The following is a 17,041-nucleotide window of genomic DNA, read 5'->3' as shown; positions in this document are numbered from 1 at the left end:
AGAGTATGTTAGATAATCTATCATTTTACGTTCTCAGAATATAGATATTCATATGTAGGAGGGTTTATATGGGAAAGGATGACAATGTAATTTTAAAAAGGTCTACATGGGAAAAGATAAAGAGGAATAAAGTTGCTTATGCATATATTTCTCCGTTCTTTATTCTATTTGCAATTTTTGGATTATTTCCAATAGTATCAGGACTTTACATCAGTTTCTTCAGCTGGGATGGTCTAAGTTCAATGCGCTTCGTAGGTATAAGAAATTACTATAGATTGTTGCAAGACGCTCTCTTTTGGAAATCTTTATATAATACTTTTTTTATTGGTATTATAGCACATATTCCTATTTTATTAGGTGCTTTAGGATTAGCATCTATTTTGAATTCAAAATTAATAAAAGGTGTTAATATATTCAAAACCATGTATTTTATACCTATGCTAACTAGTGCAGTAGCCGTTTCAATTATTTTTCAAAATATGTTCGGATATAACTTCGGTCTTGTAAATTATGCATTTAAGTCTATGGGCTTAAATAAAATAGACTGGTTTGGTGGAAGTGGTAATTATATTAACATAGCTATTATAATTATGTTTGCATGGAAATGGATAGGATGGAACATGGTAATTTACTTAGCAGGGATGCAGGGAATTAATACTGATATCTTCGAAGCGGCCGTTGTAGATGGAGCTTCACAGTTTACTATATTTCGAAAAATAACAATTCCATTGTTAAAGCCAATAATAGTGTTCACTATTATTCAATCTACAGTTGGTACAATAAATTTATTTACAGAACCTTTTGTGTTAACTAATAGCTTGCTTGGTGGGAGTAATCATAATGGTATGACGGTTATGATGTACCTATTAAATAAAGCTCCACAAGGTAACAATCAATATGGATTTGCTTCTGCATGTGCATATGTTCTTACCTTAATAATAATAGTGATATCTATGATGACTTTAGGCATATCTGAAAAAAATGATGACAAGCCTAAAAGGAGAAGGGGGAGAAAATCATGAATGTTTCAAGAGGAATTAACAAAGTAATTATGTATTTTGTTTTATTATTAATAGCCTTGATTATGATTGTACCTTTTTATGAAATGTTCGTTCTCTCAACTCAGTCAACGAAGGCTATATTTTCATTTCCACCTCCATTCTGGTTTGGACATAATTTAATTCAAAACTTCCAAAGCATGGTAGCCTCAGTTAATGTTCCAAGAGCTTTTTTAAATAGTTGTATTATTTCAATTTCTTATACGTCATTAGTACTTCTATTTTGCTCTATGGGTGGATATGCATTTGCAGTTTATGATTTTCCTGGGAAAAATGTTTTATTTAGAATTTTGTTAATTACAATGATGGTTCCATGGACAGCAGGAATTATTCCTTGGTTCTTCATGATGTCAAAATTCGGATGGATTAATAATTACTTAGCACTAATTATTCCAGGTTGTGCTAATGCATTCGGAATATTTTGGATGAGACAGTATTGCCAGAACAATGTACCAAGGACATTAATAGAGGCGGCAAAGATTGATGGATGCAGTGAATGGATTATATTCTTTAGGATTATATCGCCGATTCTGTTGCCAGCATATTCAGCACTTGGCATTATGCAGTTCGTAAATACATGGAATGACTTTATGCAGCCACTACTTATCCTACGTTCTACTGAGGTTCAGACATTACCTCTTATGTTGAAATATATGCTAGGAGATCCGACTAGAGGGACTGATATGGGCGCAATGATGCTAGCTAGTTCCTGCGCAGTATTGCCACTTCTAATAGTATTCTTATGTGCGTCTAAGTTCTTTATGTCAGGGCTTACTGCTGGTGCTATAAAAGAGTAGTTTTATTTGAAATTGGTGTTATTAATGTAATAAAAATATATGTAAGGAGTGAATAAAATGAACACAAATAGAAATATGAAGGTAAACAAATTATCTTTAGGAACATGTTATTACCCAGAACATTGGGATGATAACTTATGGGAAAGTGATTTGAAACGAATGATAGAACATGGAATTAAGACAATTCGTATTGCTGAATTTGCATGGAGTAAATTTGAACCAACGGAAGGTGATTTTACATTTGATTTCTTTGATAGATTTATGGATGTTGCTAAAGAAACAGGAATAAATGTGATTTTTTGTACTCCTACAGCGACTCCACCATCATGGCTGACTTTTAAATATCCAGAAGTGTTAAATGCAAATATGGAAGGTGTTTTGTATCGCCATGGTGCAAGGCGTCATTATAATTACAATTCACCCAAATACAATGAGCTTACAAAGATTATTGTAACGAAACTTGCTTTGCATTATTGTCCTCACCCAAATATTGTGGGATGGCAAATAGATAATGAGGTTAACTGTGAAAAGAATGAATTCTACTCAGAAAGTGATTCTATTGCTTTTCGTATATTCTTAAAACATAAGTATGGAACTCTGGACAATTTAAATAAGGCATGGGGAACAGTTTTCTGGAATCAAGATTATACAGACTGGGAAGAAGTATTTGTGCCAAGACCGACTATAAGTAATGATGTAAATCCTCATCAAGTTATGGATTATACAAGGTTTATTTCTGATAGTGCTTGTAAGTATGTAAAACTTCAAAGTGAAATCCTTCATAAATATATTAAGAAGGGTGATTATATTACCACCAATGGATTATTTGGTAATCTTGATAATCATCGTATGGTGGACGAATCTTTAGATTTTATCATGTATGATTCTTATCCGAATTTTGCTTATATGTTGGGAATTGAACCAATACATTCTACTGATTTAAAAGATAGAGAGTGGAGTAGGAAGCTTACAGAAGTTCGATCTATTTCAAGCAATTTTGGAATTATGGAGCAACAGTCTGGAGCAAATGGATGGAACACATCTATGGAGGCTCCTTCACCAAAACCTGGACAGATGACATTATGGACTATGCAGAGTGTTGGTCATGGAGCTGATTATGTAAGTTATTTTCGTTGGAGAACTAGTACTATGGGAACGGAAATATACTGGCATGGAATTTTAGATTATTCCAGTAGGGATAATAGACGACTTGCTGAAATAAAAGATATTGATGGTAAATTTGAAAAAATTGCTGACATAGCTGGTTCTAAATATATGGCAAGTTTTGGTGTGCTTAGAGATTACAATAACATATGGGATGCGCAGTTAGATAAATGGCATCAGAGAGTAGAAGAAGTTAGTCAGAAGGGGTTGTTCCAAGCGTCTCAGCTAACTCACACACCAATGGATTATGTTTATATTCTGGATAATACAGAGATAACCGATTTAATGAAGTATCCGGTATTATTCTATCCACATGCTACTATATTGACAAATGAGGTAAAAGAAGTGTTGGAAGGGTATGTATTGCAAGGTGGATGTCTAATATTTGGATGTCGCACAGGATATAAGGATGCCACTGGCAAGTGTGTAATGGCTAAACTTCCAGGACTCGTACAGGAACTTTCCGGTACGGATATCCCAGAATATACATTTGTGAGTCCTGCTGATGACAAAGTATATGTTGATTGGGATGGAGATAAGTTAGAAGCAGCGGTATTTAATGATATATTAGAAACACTTACTGATAAGCAAGAAATACTTGGTAATTACACTTCAAATTATTATGAAGAAAAGGCTGGGCTTATTAAGAATTCGTATGGGAAAGGTAGCGTGTATTATTTTGGAGGAGCATTTACTAAGGAGACTGTCGAAGTATTTTTAAGAAAACTCGAAATTATAAACCCTTATGCAGATAAAATACAATTGCCGGCTGAGTGTGAAATAACAGTGAGAAGCAAAGAGGGAATACAGTATATATTTGTTTTAAACTATTCAAAACATGAGGTTGAAATAGAGTTAAGACAGGAAATGCTAGATAAATATGAAAATAAAAAGGTATGTGGAAAAGTAGAATTGAAGGCTTATGAAACTAAGGTCTATGAAATATGAATACTCCTCCAAGCAATTAGAATGATTTTAAATAGCCTTAAAATAAAAAACACTCATAAAGCGAGTGTTTTTTATTTGTTTAAAGATTAATATTAACCTCCATTTTACTCAATATTCTCCACCAACTGTATTCTCATACCATTTGGATCCTTTATAAAGAAATATCTAACATGCGGGTTTGGCTGGGTCGGCTCGCTGTCAACATTTATACCTTTTTCTTTAACCAAAACAAGCATCTTATCAAGAGACTCGACTTCAAATCCCCAGGAAATATCGTTGCCGACAACTGTATCCATTCTCTCATCGTCGCAAATGAGCTCAATTTTTGTTTCTCCTTTTCCTAAAAATGCAATCTCCATTCCAGGCCCTGCGTTAAATTTTCTAACCACTTCAAGCCCTATGACGTCTGTATAAAACCTGATTGATTCTTCCAAGTTCTTTACGTTTAGGGTACTCCAACAAAATCTCATAAAACCACCTCACAAAATTATTATAGTGTAAAAGTAAATAATATTTATTTAGTTATAATTGTAAACTATCATCTTTTACTTTGTATTGTTCTAAGAATAAATGATGAAAAATTATTTGGCTTTCGACCTAATATCCAAGTTAAAACATTTGGATTACCGACAAATCCATGTTCATTATAATGCTTAAACATCTTTAATAGTGTATTTACTTTATAGTCCCCTAATCCAAACTTTTTTAATTGTGCTGCATACATTTCGTCCTGAGGCGTTTCAACTATTATTTCACGACCAAAATGTTGTTCCATAGTTGCTATCATATCAGACAAAGATAAATTTTCAGGTCCACAAAGTTCATATGTAGCACCTTTATAAGCTGGACTTGTGAGAATTATAGAAACAGCCTCAGCTAAGTCTTGTAAATCAAGCAAACACATGCGAGTTTCAGGTGTTGTAAAAAACTTTTGTTGAAATATACTTTTTTGTGTTAGTGACTTCCAAGACTCGAGGATATTCTGCATAAACACTGCTGGCTGAATAATAGTATATGGGATTCCCGAATTCACTAAAAGTTCCTCTACCATGAGTTTCTTCTGATGATGTGGCATATCTTGAAGTACAGAATGTAAGACTGAATGGTATACGAAATGCTCCACTTTAGCCTTGCGAGCAGCGTTTATTATCATTTCTCCTATCGCGACTTCATCGGGGTTTACAGCAGAACATATGTGATAAACCGTACTGATTCCGCTTAATGCTTCATCAACAGCCTTTTGATCCATCATATTTCCTACAACTACTTCCATCTCACCTAAGGATTTAATTTCCTCAACTTGCTGGGCCCTAAAAACGAAAGCCCTAATACGCTCTCCTTTAGGTAATAAAGCATTAATGATTGCACGGCCAGTTTGGCCATTTGCTCCAGTAATAAGTATCATAAATATATCACACCTTTCAATATTTTACTAAATTCTTTGATAGTAAATTTAGTAAAGAGGTTAATTCCTTCAAATGACCATCCTCAAGACCAGACATTAGGTTAGTAATTAAGGTGTAGTGCACTGGCAGAATCTCCTCCAGTATTTGTAATCCTTTTGAGCTAAGGTGAACCAAATAACCTCTCTGGTCACAAGGGTTGGGGATTTTATCTATGAATCCTTGATTTTCAAGACCAGCTAATAATCCTGTCATAGTTCCCTTAGTAACCTCAGCCTTTTTGCTAAGCGATATTGGAGATAATTGATAATCACTCTGCCTATACAAAAGCATTAAAATAGTAAATTTCCCTTCCGAAATGCCATACTTAGAAAAATGTCCATCAAATATTACTGAAATATCAGAAGCCGTTCTGAGAAGTGTTATACAAGTTTCAACTGCTTCTACATTTAGGCTTGAATAATGGCTAGAGTATTCTTTTAAAATCTCCTGTTTTGGAATATCCCTAAGGCTAAATTTATATCCTTTAATAATAAAACCCCCTCATATTTATATAGTAAGCCACCTTACTTCATTTGTAAAGATATATATTAGTATAAAAAGGAATATAGGTATTAGACATACTAGAAATTTAATGATACTTTAATTATAGGCAATCATGGAGTAGGCTATAAGAAATAACAAGATCAAAAAATAAGAATATGGAAGGAAATCAATAATGAAAAAAAGAATTCTTGGAAACAGTGGACTAAGTGTATCTGCCATAGGACTTGGCTGCATGGGGATGACGCAGAGTTATCCGCCATATATTCCGAAAAGTGAATCCATTGCTCTGATTCGTCGGGCAGTAGAATTAGGAGTAACCTTTTTTGACACAGCCGAAGTGTATGGACCATTTATAAATGAAGAATTATTGGGAGAAGCATTAGAACCTTATAGGGATGACGTGGTTATTGCCACGAAGTTTGGTTATGATACTGTAAATAGTAAAAATGATTCTAGTGGTCGTCCAATTGCTCTGTCAAGCAGACCAGAGACAATCCGTCAGGCAGTTGAGGGCTCTTTAAAAAGACTTAGGACAGGATCACATAGACCTATATTATCAGCATCGCGTTGATCCCAATATACCAATAGAAGAAGTAGCCGGAACTATAAAGGAACTTATGGCTGAAGGCAAAGTCTTATACTGGGGACTTTCAGAAGCTGCTGCTGGTACGGTTCGGAGGGCTCATGCGATTTGCCCAGTAACTGCAGTGCAGAGTGAATACTCTATGTGGTACCGCAGGCCTGAAGAAGAACTTCTGCCAACCCTTGAAGAACTTGGTATTGGGTTTGTGACATTTAGCCCTTTGGGAAAAGCAGTACTGACAGGACGTTTTAACAAGGACACAAAGTTTGACAAAACAGATTTTAGAAGTCAGATTTCTAGATTTAATCCTGAAAATCTTTCTTCTAATATTGCATTGGTAGATTATGTTGCAGGCATTGCTGCAAATAAGAATACAACTCCAGCAAGGGTAGCTTTAGCTTGGCTCCTTGCTCAAAAACCTTGGATTGTTCCTATTCCGGGAACCAAGAAACTGGAGCGAGTAAAAGAAAATATAGGAGCAGTGGATGTGACATTTACTACAGAAGAACTGATGAATATCCGTAAAAAACTAGAATCTATTGAGATTATTGGTGAGCGTTATCCAGAGGAACAGGAAAAATTAACGGGAAAATAAGTGGATGACATGGAACATTGGATTTTTGAGTCCCTAAATAAATATCTTAATAAATATAAAACTTTTTTAGGTAGTATATCGTCTAATGAATGTAGAGTTATAACATATAAAAAATAAGGGGCGATAAAATGAAAAATATTATTATTTATTCTATGATTACTATATTGACGGTTGTACTTCTTGTTGCATGCCAAAATAAAGAGGTAAAAGAAACCCCACCAGTAATAAACGCTAAGTTAATGGCTCCAACGGTTATTGGGGAGGTTCTAGAAGTAAAGGAAGATGGCGCAGTAATTTTAGTAGACTCTATTGCGGATAATGTAAAAGGTAAGATTTTGGTAAGTATTGATGATAAAACTAATTTTTTCGAAGATATTAAAGAAGGAACATCAATTCCTTATCGTAATGTAAGCCGTAAATTTGCAGTTCACAATCATGTAGAGATTTTTATTGAGGGAGAAATAAAAGAGTCTAATCCTGCACAAGGATTAGCTACAGCGGTCTATGTTAACGAATCTAAAAAATAGCAATCTTAGGCAATCCTTCACAAATACCTTAGGAGTATAAAATTTTCCAGAGAAGCTAAAAAATTTGAATGAGCATTAGTGGCTATTGAATAGCTGCTGATGCTTATTTTCAGGTGGATTATCTATGAGATAAAGTATTCTTTTCTATATAGGATTCAAAGAGTTCATAGTTTTCTTTTACATAGATATTTAATTCATCAAGCCAAGGTTTACACTATACTTAATTTTAAGTATAACTAACATTATGATCTAAGATAGCTTTCAGTGTATAGTTATTCATTTCTTCTATATCGGTATTAAATAATTGAGGATTAAATAGCAAAGCTATAGCAAATAGATTAGCCTCATGCTCAGTTGAATTTGATAGGGGATTTCCATCAAAATGATTGCAGGGATTGTTATGTAAAATAGCATGCCCTAATTCGTGTGCACAAAAAATCTGTTGTGATTTTTTATCAAAGTTAGAGTTTATAAATATAAAAGGTTCTAGATTTTCATGAGGTCTTAGTATATAGGCTTGTACCACATGTTTACTAAAAGAAACAAAATTACAATCAATTTTTAACATTGCTGCTATTTTAAACGGATCAGTTGACTTATACTTTATTTTAAGTTTAATAGCAATCTCAACAATCTCATTTCCCGTCAATTGGCACATCCCCCTTAGTGGTGTTTATTTCTTATATTTATACTTATAGCTTAGTAACTCTAATTGTCTTAAGAGTTCGTTTGCAAAATCAACTATCTCATCATTTGTCATTTTGTTTATATCATAACCACCATAAGCCATTAATGTTGGTTGTTTTAGTATAAACGTAATAGCATCCTCGGGATTTTTTATAGTTTTGAATTCTAAAGATGAAGTACCAGATTCTTTTTCCCAACCCATTAAATAGCTAGGTGAAGCATTTAAAGCAAAAGCCAATATTTCTAGTTTATCTATGGGTAAATTTTTAATAAACCCGGTTTCATAACGCTGCAGTGTTGATTTACTTATACCTGTTTTATCTGCTAAGTCTTGGTAAGATAAATTTAGTCTAATCCTTCTCTCTTTAATTCTTTTTATTATTTCATTAGTTTCTATTTTTTTCATATAAAAGCCTCCCTCTTGAGTAATATTATACCATATAATTTTAATTATGCAACAAATATTTTAAAAATAGGTAAAATAAGTATCATATTTAGGTTGACAATAACATACAGGCGATTATATAATAATATTATACCAAATATGCTACAAAATTACAAAACATATAAAATAAGTCTTAAATATGCGACACCGAATTAAATATTTGAAATAATACCCTTCACTAAAATAATACTAAATGCTAAGGGAGGAATAATAATGGCAAAATACAGACAGCTTTATACAGAATTCTGGAGCGATAGCTTTGTGCTCGAATTACCACACGAGGAAAAATTTTTCTACTTATATCTTTTAACAAATACTAAAACAACACAAAGTGGTATTTATGAAATATCCAAAAAGTTTATAGAGTTAGAAACAGGTCTTAGCAATGAAGTTATTGAGAAGTTACTTAATAAATTCAAAGAGTATAATAAAATTTTATACTCCACGGATACAAAGGAGATCATGATACTCAATTGGATGAAATACAATGTACCCAATAACATCAATGCAAAAATATGCGTTAATAGAGAATTACTACGAGTAAAATATAAAGAATTCCTTGAAATCTTATATGATAAATGTATAGTTACTAAATTAGATGTTGATAAAATATTTGAGGGCATTATTATAGATGAGAACGATAAAAATGATGATGTAGATTCTTTAATAAAAGTGGACGAGCTACCTGTAGATGTTATATTAAATAGCGATAATGAGGAGTGCGACATAAAATCAGAAAATGAAAAAAGCCAAGAAAATAATAATTCTGGAAAAGAAGAAGTATTAGAGCTATCTAGGAATTACCTGCTTTACGCACCTTTTACTGGAGATTTACAAGGGCCTTACCAGGTCCTAGGTAGTAATAGAATAAGAAGTAAGAAAGAAAAAGTAATAAATAAAAAACAAGAACTAATAAATAAAGAAGAAGTAGTAACAAGTAAAAAAGGGGTATTAAGTAAATCTGCAGCTATTAGTAATTGTGATGGGATTAAAGGTGTGATTAAAGTATTTGAAGAAAATGTACATGCTATCACGCCTTTGATATACGAAAAAATATTAGAATTTACAAAACATGTAAGTAATAAGGTTATCCTTATGGCAATAGATGAGGCTGTTAATTTTGATGTGAAAAACATGCAATATATATCTAAAATTCTAAACAGCTGGATAAGTAACGGCATAAATACAGCACAGCAGGTTCTAGAATATCAAAAACAGTGGTCAAGTAAAAAGAAAAGTACAGCTACCCAAACCGTTAAACCTGGTGGCTTCTGTGATTATGAACAAAGAACTTATGATTTTGATCTTTTAGAAAAAGGGCTATTAGGTCAATTATAAAGGTGAATTACTTTAATATATTATTTATCAAAACTTATAAATAAATTATATAAGGCGGTGTTTTTATTATGGAAAAGCTAGTTGAAAAAGCAAAAACCAGCAAAGATGGAGCTTCTCAGGAAATAATAGAAAAATTCAAATATCTCGTATATAAAGAGGCTTCACGGTACCACATTCCAGGTTATGACGTGGAGGACCTTATTCAGCATGGATATTTAAGCATTTTAAAAGCTGTAGCAATGTATAAGCTTGGTAGTAACAGCTTCAACGCCTATTGCATAAATTCTATAAGAATGAACTATAAAGCCCTTTTAAAAGGAGAAATAAAACATTTCCGAGAAGTTCCAAATAATGATATGTTGGATTTTGATACTGCTTCTAATTATGAATTCACCTTAGAAGATGAGGTCATTGCACATGAGGAGGTAAAGAAATTATATCTTTCTCTAGAAACCCTTGAACCATTTGAACGCACAATACTAGAAAGGTTTTATATTTTAGGACATTCATTAGGGGAAATTGCTTGCGATAGTAATAAAAGCTACCATTATTTTGCAAGGATCAAGAAAAAAGCACTTAGGAAATTAAAAGTACTTATGTAGATATATATACTTAAATCCCCCGCACAAAATATCTAGACATCATATATATTCAGTGAACACAAATTGAAAGGAGTGATTTGATATGGCAGTTGTATCCACAAAGGTAGCCAGTGCATTAAAACTTACAATGAAGGTAGGTATTGACGAGAATGGCAAAGACAAATTTGTAACAAAAACAATGGGTAACTTAAAAGTTACTGCAACAGACGATGACATATTTGCAATAGGACAAGCAATCTCTAACATGAAAACTTATCCATTATTCGGCCTTGACAGACAAGATCAATACAGCCTAGTTACAGAATAGCTCGCAGCTTAAGAATTAAAAATTAAAATTAAAGAATTTAAAGGGGGACAAGTATTATGCATAATTTAGTTTTAAGATTTTTAACATCAATAGAAGGTAAGTATTTCACTCTAACAGTTGATGACATTAAAGCTGATGAGTCAGGAGTACCAGTAGTAACGGAAGCTGAGGTAAATGCTCTTATGGATTTAGTTATTACAAACAATATTTTCGCATCAGCGAATGGTAACTTAACTGGAAAGAAAGATGCTAAAATAGTTACTACAGATACTAGTATAGTTGATGTAGCTTAGAAAAATATGGAGTCGGCGGATAATTATCTGCTGGCTCTATTTTTTTTGGTAGAATAATTATATTTAGCTAACAAACTATTTTAAATTGATACTAAAGATATTGAAAAATACTTAATAGAAGACATTAATTGGAGTACAGCTGCATCAGTAGAAATTAAACGACTTGTATTTGAAATCAATATGTTGTATGGTATCAGATAAAAAGCTTTAATTAAAAAACATATGAAGATTAAATTAAAGGAGTTTGATGAAATATTTAATAAGTTATTAACAAAAATGGAGTTACAAGTGTATAACGTAGGTTTTTTTAAAAGTAATAAATTATTTAGTGGATAAGTTTTTTAATTGAAATATATTTAGGCAAAATTATAATCAAACAGAAGGTGTAAATAAGTTGTATGAGTTTTCAAAGTCTTAGAATAATAAATATGATTTAAAGACAAACATAGCATTAAGCACTTAAAATCTCAGTGAACTAAAACTGGTTTTTTTTGTGTGTAGATTAAAAAATTAGTTACAGAAGTTCGGAAGTGCGAGGCAGAAAATTAAAACTATATCGTTAACTTTCTGAATTTAGTAGTTTCAATATATTATTTTGAAACTTTATTAACAAAAACTCAAATGTTTTATGATGATTTATAATATCTTAAAGGGTTTTTAGTATATTTATAGAATAACTTCTATAAATAGTAAGAGTTGAGAAAAAACGAATTTAATAGGTTGGGAGTTACAATACTCATCACCAAATAAGAAAACTTTAGAAAAACCATTATATTAATCAATTTTATTTGTGGTTCCTGTAATTAGGTTAGGTACCATTTTAAAGTATTGATATACTTTCTGTTAAATAGTATTAATGCGTTAAGAGATTTAAGGAACTAATGCACTGTAGTTTCGGTAAGTATAAGATGACGTGAGATATGTGAATAATTAAGTGTGCACAAAAGCATTTGTTTTTGACTACACCTTAAACACTTTCTGGATTATTAATCTTCAGCTTATTTATAAGCGTTTGAATGTAGGTATTAATCTTAAAATATGTAGTTGAGAATATTTACACCATTTTGCGTACAGTTTAGTATAACTATTGTTGAAAATACCGTGGATATTGATCCAATTTATTAACATATGAAATTGACGAATTGTAACTTTTATTTGTAAATTCCATAATATATAGCGACAACAAAATATAGTTCTGTAATAAAAAATAAAAATATTATATGATTACAATTGTAATTAATAATTGATTATCTATTTAAAATTATTGTATAAAAGGAGAAGAATATGGCATTCGATCCAAATTTATTTATAGTAAATATAAGTCCTCAACCTGTTAATATTGTCCTTGGAAAAACTGGCACAGTAACTGTTACAGCATCAAACAATAATCCTGGTGACTCGGGATATAATTTAACACTAACAATGACTATACCTGATGGAGTATCTTTTGATAGTTCAGGTGTTCCTCCCACAAGTCAGGTGCTTAATCTTGATAGCACTATAACTCTTACTTGGGTAAGTATAACTGATCTTGCACCCAATCAAACAGGGTACACATTCCCAGTTACTTTGAAAGCAGATGAAAAGTTTAGAGCACTTCCTAATCTGGATGTTCCATTTGATATTCCTCTTACTCCAGTTACTTTAAGTGCTACTGTTGATACAAAACCAAGAGGTTTTGGTGAACCAGGTAATATTCAATATACTAAAACTGATTCTACAAGTGTAATTCCAGTACGTTATTTAGTTAGTAAGGCGGTTCCAGGTAAATATCCAAAAGGTGCAGGGATACCTTTAGGAGTAGGTCCTCAATGGCCCTTTGCACATATGATTAATATAGATAATAATACGAGGCAGCCATCTCTTGTAAACATTATTGATATCATGGATAATGGAATTCGGGTTATTGGTCCCATAACCGCTGTTGGACCTGATTCAATACAATTAATTGCCCCAAATCCTGTTGTTGTGACTCCTACTCCAGGTGGACAGGATTTCGTAAGTATAACTTGGAATAATATCACTTTAAGTGCAGGAGCAGTTGATATAGTAAACTACGATGTGGCCTTTTGGAATAATTATACGGTTGGAGGTATCGAAAATTCAGGAAGCCGTATACTTCATCAAACGCCTATGAACAATGTTGTAACTATGACTGGTGCATCAAGACCACTTGTTTCAACAGGAACAACTTTAGCTATGGATTTAACAATAGATAAAAGCCAAAATCCTACGTCAGCTGATGTAGGAATAAACATTAACTATACGCTAGCATATAAAGTTAATCAATATGATAGTTTAAATAGTGTAGTGGTTACAGATATAATTAGCGATGGTCAAACATTTGTTGTAGGGGCACCTCCACCAACTTCGGTATCAATAAAAAATCCACTCACAGGGGAAACAACTGTAATTTGGGATCTGGGTGCACTTTTAAGTTCGACTTCAAGTAGTATAACTTTTTCCACAGTAGTAGATGCATTCTACACAGCTCCACCAGTAAATAGGCCAGTAGTAGCAGGAGACATAATAAACAATGTCGTTAATATTGATGGTATTAATGATAATTTTAGTACGCCAACTCCTGACAATTCATTAAGTACAGGGCCAATATTTATACCAATTATCACAAAACAGTTGCTAAACATTTATTATAAAGATGGTACATTAAAACCAGTTGGTATAACTGCAGTTGCACCAGGTGATTTTGCTGAATTTTCTATAACCTATGTTGCTAATTTTTCTGCTGATCAAAAGGATGTTTTTATAGATGATTTTTTTCCTTTAGCCTTATTAGCGTCAGGTATAACAAATATCATATACAATCCATTTTTGCCTACAACAGGTCCATTACCTACTGGAAATGATGGAGTAGAGTGGTTCTTGGCGCCATTTGTTCCTGGTCAGACTTTCTGGAATGTTATTTTTAGAGTACCAATGGCAAATGTAAATTTTGTAGGAATAGATAATAATCTATCAAAATTATCAATAAAAAATACAAATGAAATAGTATTTAGTGCAAGAGATCAAGTACCTGTCGACTTTGGGGAACCTAATATGATTTTAACAAAGACAGTTTTAGGACCTACTCCAAATGCGATACTTTCTGGTCAGAGCTATACCTATACGGCGGTAATAAAAAATCCTCAAAACATCGATGGTACTGTAGTTGATGCTTTTGACCTAGATTTTTCTGACGTAATACCCAATTTCTTAACATTCACACCAGGGACTCTTCTTGCTACAGCCACAGGAGGTACACCAGTATTTATTCCACCAGTATTTACCCCGTTAAATCAAATTACCATGCATATTACGAGATTAAAACCTGATGATGAGATAACTGTGACTTATTCCGTGACTGTAGACGCAGGAATAGGACCAGGACTTAACTTAACAAATCAAGCACATACAACCTCTCCATTCTCACAACCATTTGATCCTATTGGGGATAATTATCAATATCCTGATTTGGAACGTGATGCAGATGTAACATTAGCAAGTAGCGGTGCTCCTCTTACCAAAGTTGTAGATTTTAATGATAGGGTCGTAGGAGATAAAGTTAATTACACAATATCTTTTACAGTTCCAGAAGGTCTTATAGCCTATAATGTAGTGGTAAGTGATGTTCTTCCCACAGGGCAATCATACGACAATAATGCTTCTCCTTTGCCTGCCTCAGTTATAGGACAGATCATTACGTGGCCCACTATCCCGAGTGTTGATGCTACAGGAGGCGTAGTAACTCTTGTATATTCATTTAGAGCTAATATTGATAGTTCAGTTTCTATACCACCATATACAGAAATACAAACCAATATCGGTACGGTAAATTATAATTCATCGCCTAATGCAGATCCTATGCAAGAAAATGGTATCGTAGATGTTTTTGTAAGAAATCCTCATGTTCTTCTTTCAAAAGGAGTCAGAAATGTATCAAACGGAGAAGCAACATTTGTAAACTTCACAAATGCTATTTCAAATGATGTTATCGAATATAGATTAATTGCAAATAACGGTGGCAGTGCGGATGCTTATATAATCCAAATAGTTGATCAACTTGGGGGATTAGATTCAGGTACAACTTTTATAGGTGGAAGTATAGTTGCACCGATGGGAACAACAGCTAGTTATGATGTAGTTAATAATTTAGTAAAATGGAACATTCCATTTTTGCCAGTAGGAAATTCATTGCAACTTCTTTTTAGAGTTCGTATTAAACCAGGATCATCCCCTGGGGCAAATTTATTCAATACTGGCACAACTAATTCGTATTCAAATGTAAATTTGACATTTATTTATCCCCCTGAAAACTCGAATATAGTTAATATTTTAATTCAAGCAGGAGTAAGGGGTCTAAGTTTATCGAATTTAATGAACGAGGATATAATTATAGAGACATTTAATAACAACGATGCATTTAAAAAAGGCTTTTAAAACATTACTTGGATAAAAAATAGAAATTAGAATATAAGTCTCAAGGGATAGTACTTGGGACTTATATTATAATACACATCATTATTGTAATAATTTAAACGTTATGAATATTTATAAGATATGGTAAACATAAAAGCCTATGTTGAAAGAAGGAGTGTAATGGATTATAAACAAAGTTATGCACATAGCAATTGGACTGTCTTAATATATGCAGCTGGTAATAATGATTTAGAATATTATATATATCAACAATTTCAATTAATAATCAATTCAATTGATGCGGAAAATATAAATGTAATAGTTCAAATATCAAGAGCTCCAAGGGTAGGACAACAGCATTATAATATAGGGGATATTAACGAAGTATGGCATGGTACTAGACGTTATATTATAAAAAATAAGACTGCTGTATTAGTTAATGATTTGGGAGAAATTAATATGTCACGGCCTAATACACTTTTAGATTTTTTAATATGGGGGTCAAGTATCTTTCCATCAAGAAATATAATGTTAATATTATCTGGTCACGGTGCAGGCTTTGTTGGTATTATGAAGGAGAATACGGATAAAGGTGCAACAATTATGGGGATTCAAGGATTCGCGGAAGTATTGGCAGTTTTTAAAAAAATCACAAAGAAAACAATTGATGTTTTAGTATTTGATACGTGTTTTATGGATACTATCGAAATCTTATATGAGATTGCGATAAACTCAAATGCGGCTGTTGATTTTGCTATAATACCTAAAAACAACCTCAGGGTACAAGGGTTGCCGTATTACGAAATTATAGAAATAATAAAAAGAGAGAATGTACATGAATTGAACATTAATGAAATAATAAAACTACTAACCACTTCAGTTAATTCTAATAAAAGCGATAGTGAATTACATGCAATCCATCTCTTAGAAGACGATTTTATCATACTAAAAAAATTAATAGATTCTATGTCAGAAGCGTTTAAAAGAGATAGTAATAAGTTTAAATGTAGGATAACAAATTTGGAGTTTTATAAACTAAATGAAGACTTTATTGATTTATCAAATTTACTTAATCAAACTCCGCCCTACTATCCCGGTCTAGGCAAAATCCAGATTGAGTTATTAGAAGTTCTTAATAAAATTATTATTTATCCTGAGTTAAACGTAAAAGATGTAGGGCTTAAATTATTTCTTCCACATAACTCACAAGTATATTCTAAATATTACAATTTATATATTGAAATGTCCTTTTGCAGGGATAACGGATGGGTAAAATTAGTTCGTGAAATTAATTAATATGTAATATATTGAAACAATTAAGCATAAACCAGG

General features: G+C 32.4%; 17 protein-coding genes. 12 read left to right on the top strand and 5 right to left on the bottom strand.

The genetic code is table 11. The features are described 5' to 3' along the window. The first annotated feature begins 68 nt into the window (after nt 1-68). The 3 genes from KPL55_RS18855 to KPL55_RS18845 are packed head-to-tail and all read left to right on the top strand — an operon-like array spanning nt 69 to nt 3,967. On the top strand, nt 69-1,022 hold the full coding sequence (locus tag KPL55_RS18855; RefSeq protein WP_216308296.1) for a carbohydrate ABC transporter permease: 954 nt from the start codon (nt 69-71) through the stop codon (nt 1,020-1,022). Further along, the gene (locus KPL55_RS18850; protein WP_216308295.1) at nt 1,019-1,855 is read left to right on the top strand and encodes a carbohydrate ABC transporter permease; all 837 of its coding nucleotides are present in this window, start codon (nt 1,019-1,021) and stop codon (nt 1,853-1,855) included. Before KPL55_RS18855 ends, KPL55_RS18850 begins: the two co-directional genes overlap by 4 nt. Before the next feature lie 57 nt (nt 1,856-1,912). After that, complete coding sequence (locus KPL55_RS18845; protein ID WP_216308294.1) at nt 1,913-3,967, top strand: beta-galactosidase; 2,055 nt, start codon at nt 1,913-1,915, stop codon at nt 3,965-3,967. Between the two features lie 104 nt (nt 3,968-4,071). Here the strand turns inward: KPL55_RS18845 and KPL55_RS18840 are convergent, their stop codons facing one another. The 3 genes from KPL55_RS18840 to KPL55_RS26090 all read right to left on the bottom strand — a co-directional run bounded on the left by KPL55_RS18840 (nt 4,072) and on the right by KPL55_RS26090 (nt 5,697). Then, entirely contained in the window at nt 4,072-4,437 is a 366-nt protein-coding gene (locus tag KPL55_RS18840; RefSeq protein ID WP_216308293.1) for a VOC family protein, read from the bottom strand. Between the two features lie 68 nt (nt 4,438-4,505). After that, entirely contained in the window at nt 4,506-5,372 is an 867-nt protein-coding gene (locus tag KPL55_RS18835; RefSeq protein WP_216308292.1) for an SDR family oxidoreductase, read from the bottom strand. A 16-nt stretch (nt 5,373-5,388) separates the two neighbouring features. Further along, nucleotides 5,389-5,697, bottom strand: a complete 309-nt coding sequence (locus tag KPL55_RS26090; RefSeq protein ID WP_246599655.1) for a MarR family winged helix-turn-helix transcriptional regulator — start codon at nt 5,695-5,697, stop codon at nt 5,389-5,391. A gap of 391 nt (nt 5,698-6,088) precedes the next feature. On the opposite strand from KPL55_RS26090, the gene KPL55_RS26610 reads away from it, so the two are divergent. The 3 genes from KPL55_RS26610 (at nt 6,089) to KPL55_RS18820 (ending at nt 7,621) form a co-directional block, all read left to right on the top strand. Continuing rightward, on the top strand, nt 6,089-6,487 hold the full coding sequence (locus tag KPL55_RS26610; RefSeq protein WP_312887341.1) for an aldo/keto reductase: 399 nt from the start codon (nt 6,089-6,091) through the stop codon (nt 6,485-6,487). Then, nucleotides 6,459-7,094, top strand: a complete 636-nt coding sequence (locus KPL55_RS26605; protein WP_312887342.1) for an aldo/keto reductase — start codon at nt 6,459-6,461, stop codon at nt 7,092-7,094. Before KPL55_RS26610 ends, KPL55_RS26605 begins: the two co-directional genes overlap by 29 nt. 128 nt (nt 7,095-7,222) lie before the next feature. Beyond that, nucleotides 7,223-7,621: a hypothetical protein gene (locus KPL55_RS18820; protein ID WP_216308291.1), complete on the top strand. Its 399-nt coding sequence runs from the start codon at nt 7,223-7,225 to the stop codon at nt 7,619-7,621. A 226-nt stretch (nt 7,622-7,847) separates the two neighbouring features. On the opposite strand, the gene KPL55_RS18815 is transcribed toward KPL55_RS18820, so the two are convergent. Beyond that, complete coding sequence (locus KPL55_RS18815; protein WP_216308290.1) at nt 7,848-8,270, bottom strand: ImmA/IrrE family metallo-endopeptidase; 423 nt, start codon at nt 8,268-8,270, stop codon at nt 7,848-7,850. Between the two features lie 24 nt (nt 8,271-8,294). Beyond that, a complete protein-coding gene (locus tag KPL55_RS18810; protein ID WP_216308289.1) occupies nt 8,295-8,714 on the bottom strand; it encodes a helix-turn-helix domain-containing protein in 420 nt (139 codons plus the stop codon). Between the two features lie 252 nt (nt 8,715-8,966). Here KPL55_RS18810 and KPL55_RS18805 point away from each other — a divergent pair, with 252 nt between their 5' ends. The 6 genes from KPL55_RS18805 (at nt 8,967) to KPL55_RS18780 (ending at nt 17,005) form a co-directional block, all read left to right on the top strand. Further along, nucleotides 8,967-10,091, top strand: coding sequence for a DnaD domain-containing protein (locus KPL55_RS18805; RefSeq protein ID WP_216308288.1), 1,125 nt, complete (start codon nt 8,967-8,969; stop codon nt 10,089-10,091). Between the two features lie 68 nt (nt 10,092-10,159). After that, entirely contained in the window at nt 10,160-10,693 is a 534-nt protein-coding gene (locus tag KPL55_RS18800; RefSeq protein ID WP_216308287.1) for a sigma-70 family RNA polymerase sigma factor, read from the top strand. Nucleotides 10,694-10,775: 82 nt separating this feature from the next. After that, nucleotides 10,776-11,000, top strand: a complete 225-nt coding sequence (locus KPL55_RS18795) for a DUF1659 domain-containing protein (RefSeq protein ID WP_216308286.1) — start codon at nt 10,776-10,778, stop codon at nt 10,998-11,000. A 56-nt stretch (nt 11,001-11,056) separates the two neighbouring features. Further along, on the top strand, nt 11,057-11,293 hold the full coding sequence (locus KPL55_RS18790; RefSeq protein WP_246599651.1) for a DUF2922 domain-containing protein: 237 nt from the start codon (nt 11,057-11,059) through the stop codon (nt 11,291-11,293). A gap of 1,284 nt (nt 11,294-12,577) precedes the next feature. Then, nucleotides 12,578-15,730 carry a hypothetical protein gene (locus KPL55_RS18785; protein WP_216308285.1) on the top strand — a complete coding sequence of 1,051 codons (3,153 nt, stop codon included), beginning with the start codon at nt 12,578-12,580 and terminating at the stop codon, nt 15,728-15,730. A gap of 159 nt (nt 15,731-15,889) precedes the next feature. After that, nucleotides 15,890-17,005: a clostripain-related cysteine peptidase gene (locus tag KPL55_RS18780; protein ID WP_216308284.1), complete on the top strand. Its 1,116-nt coding sequence runs from the start codon at nt 15,890-15,892 to the stop codon at nt 17,003-17,005. Nucleotides 17,006-17,041: the final 36 nt, after the last annotated feature.

Source organism: Clostridium lacusfryxellense, from assembly GCF_018861735.1.
Taxonomy (GTDB): Bacteria; Bacillota; Clostridia; order Clostridiales; family Clostridiaceae; genus Clostridium_AD; species Clostridium_AD lacusfryxellense.
Note: the sequence above shows the minus strand (reverse complement) of the source record. Positions and strands in the feature narration are given on the sequence as shown.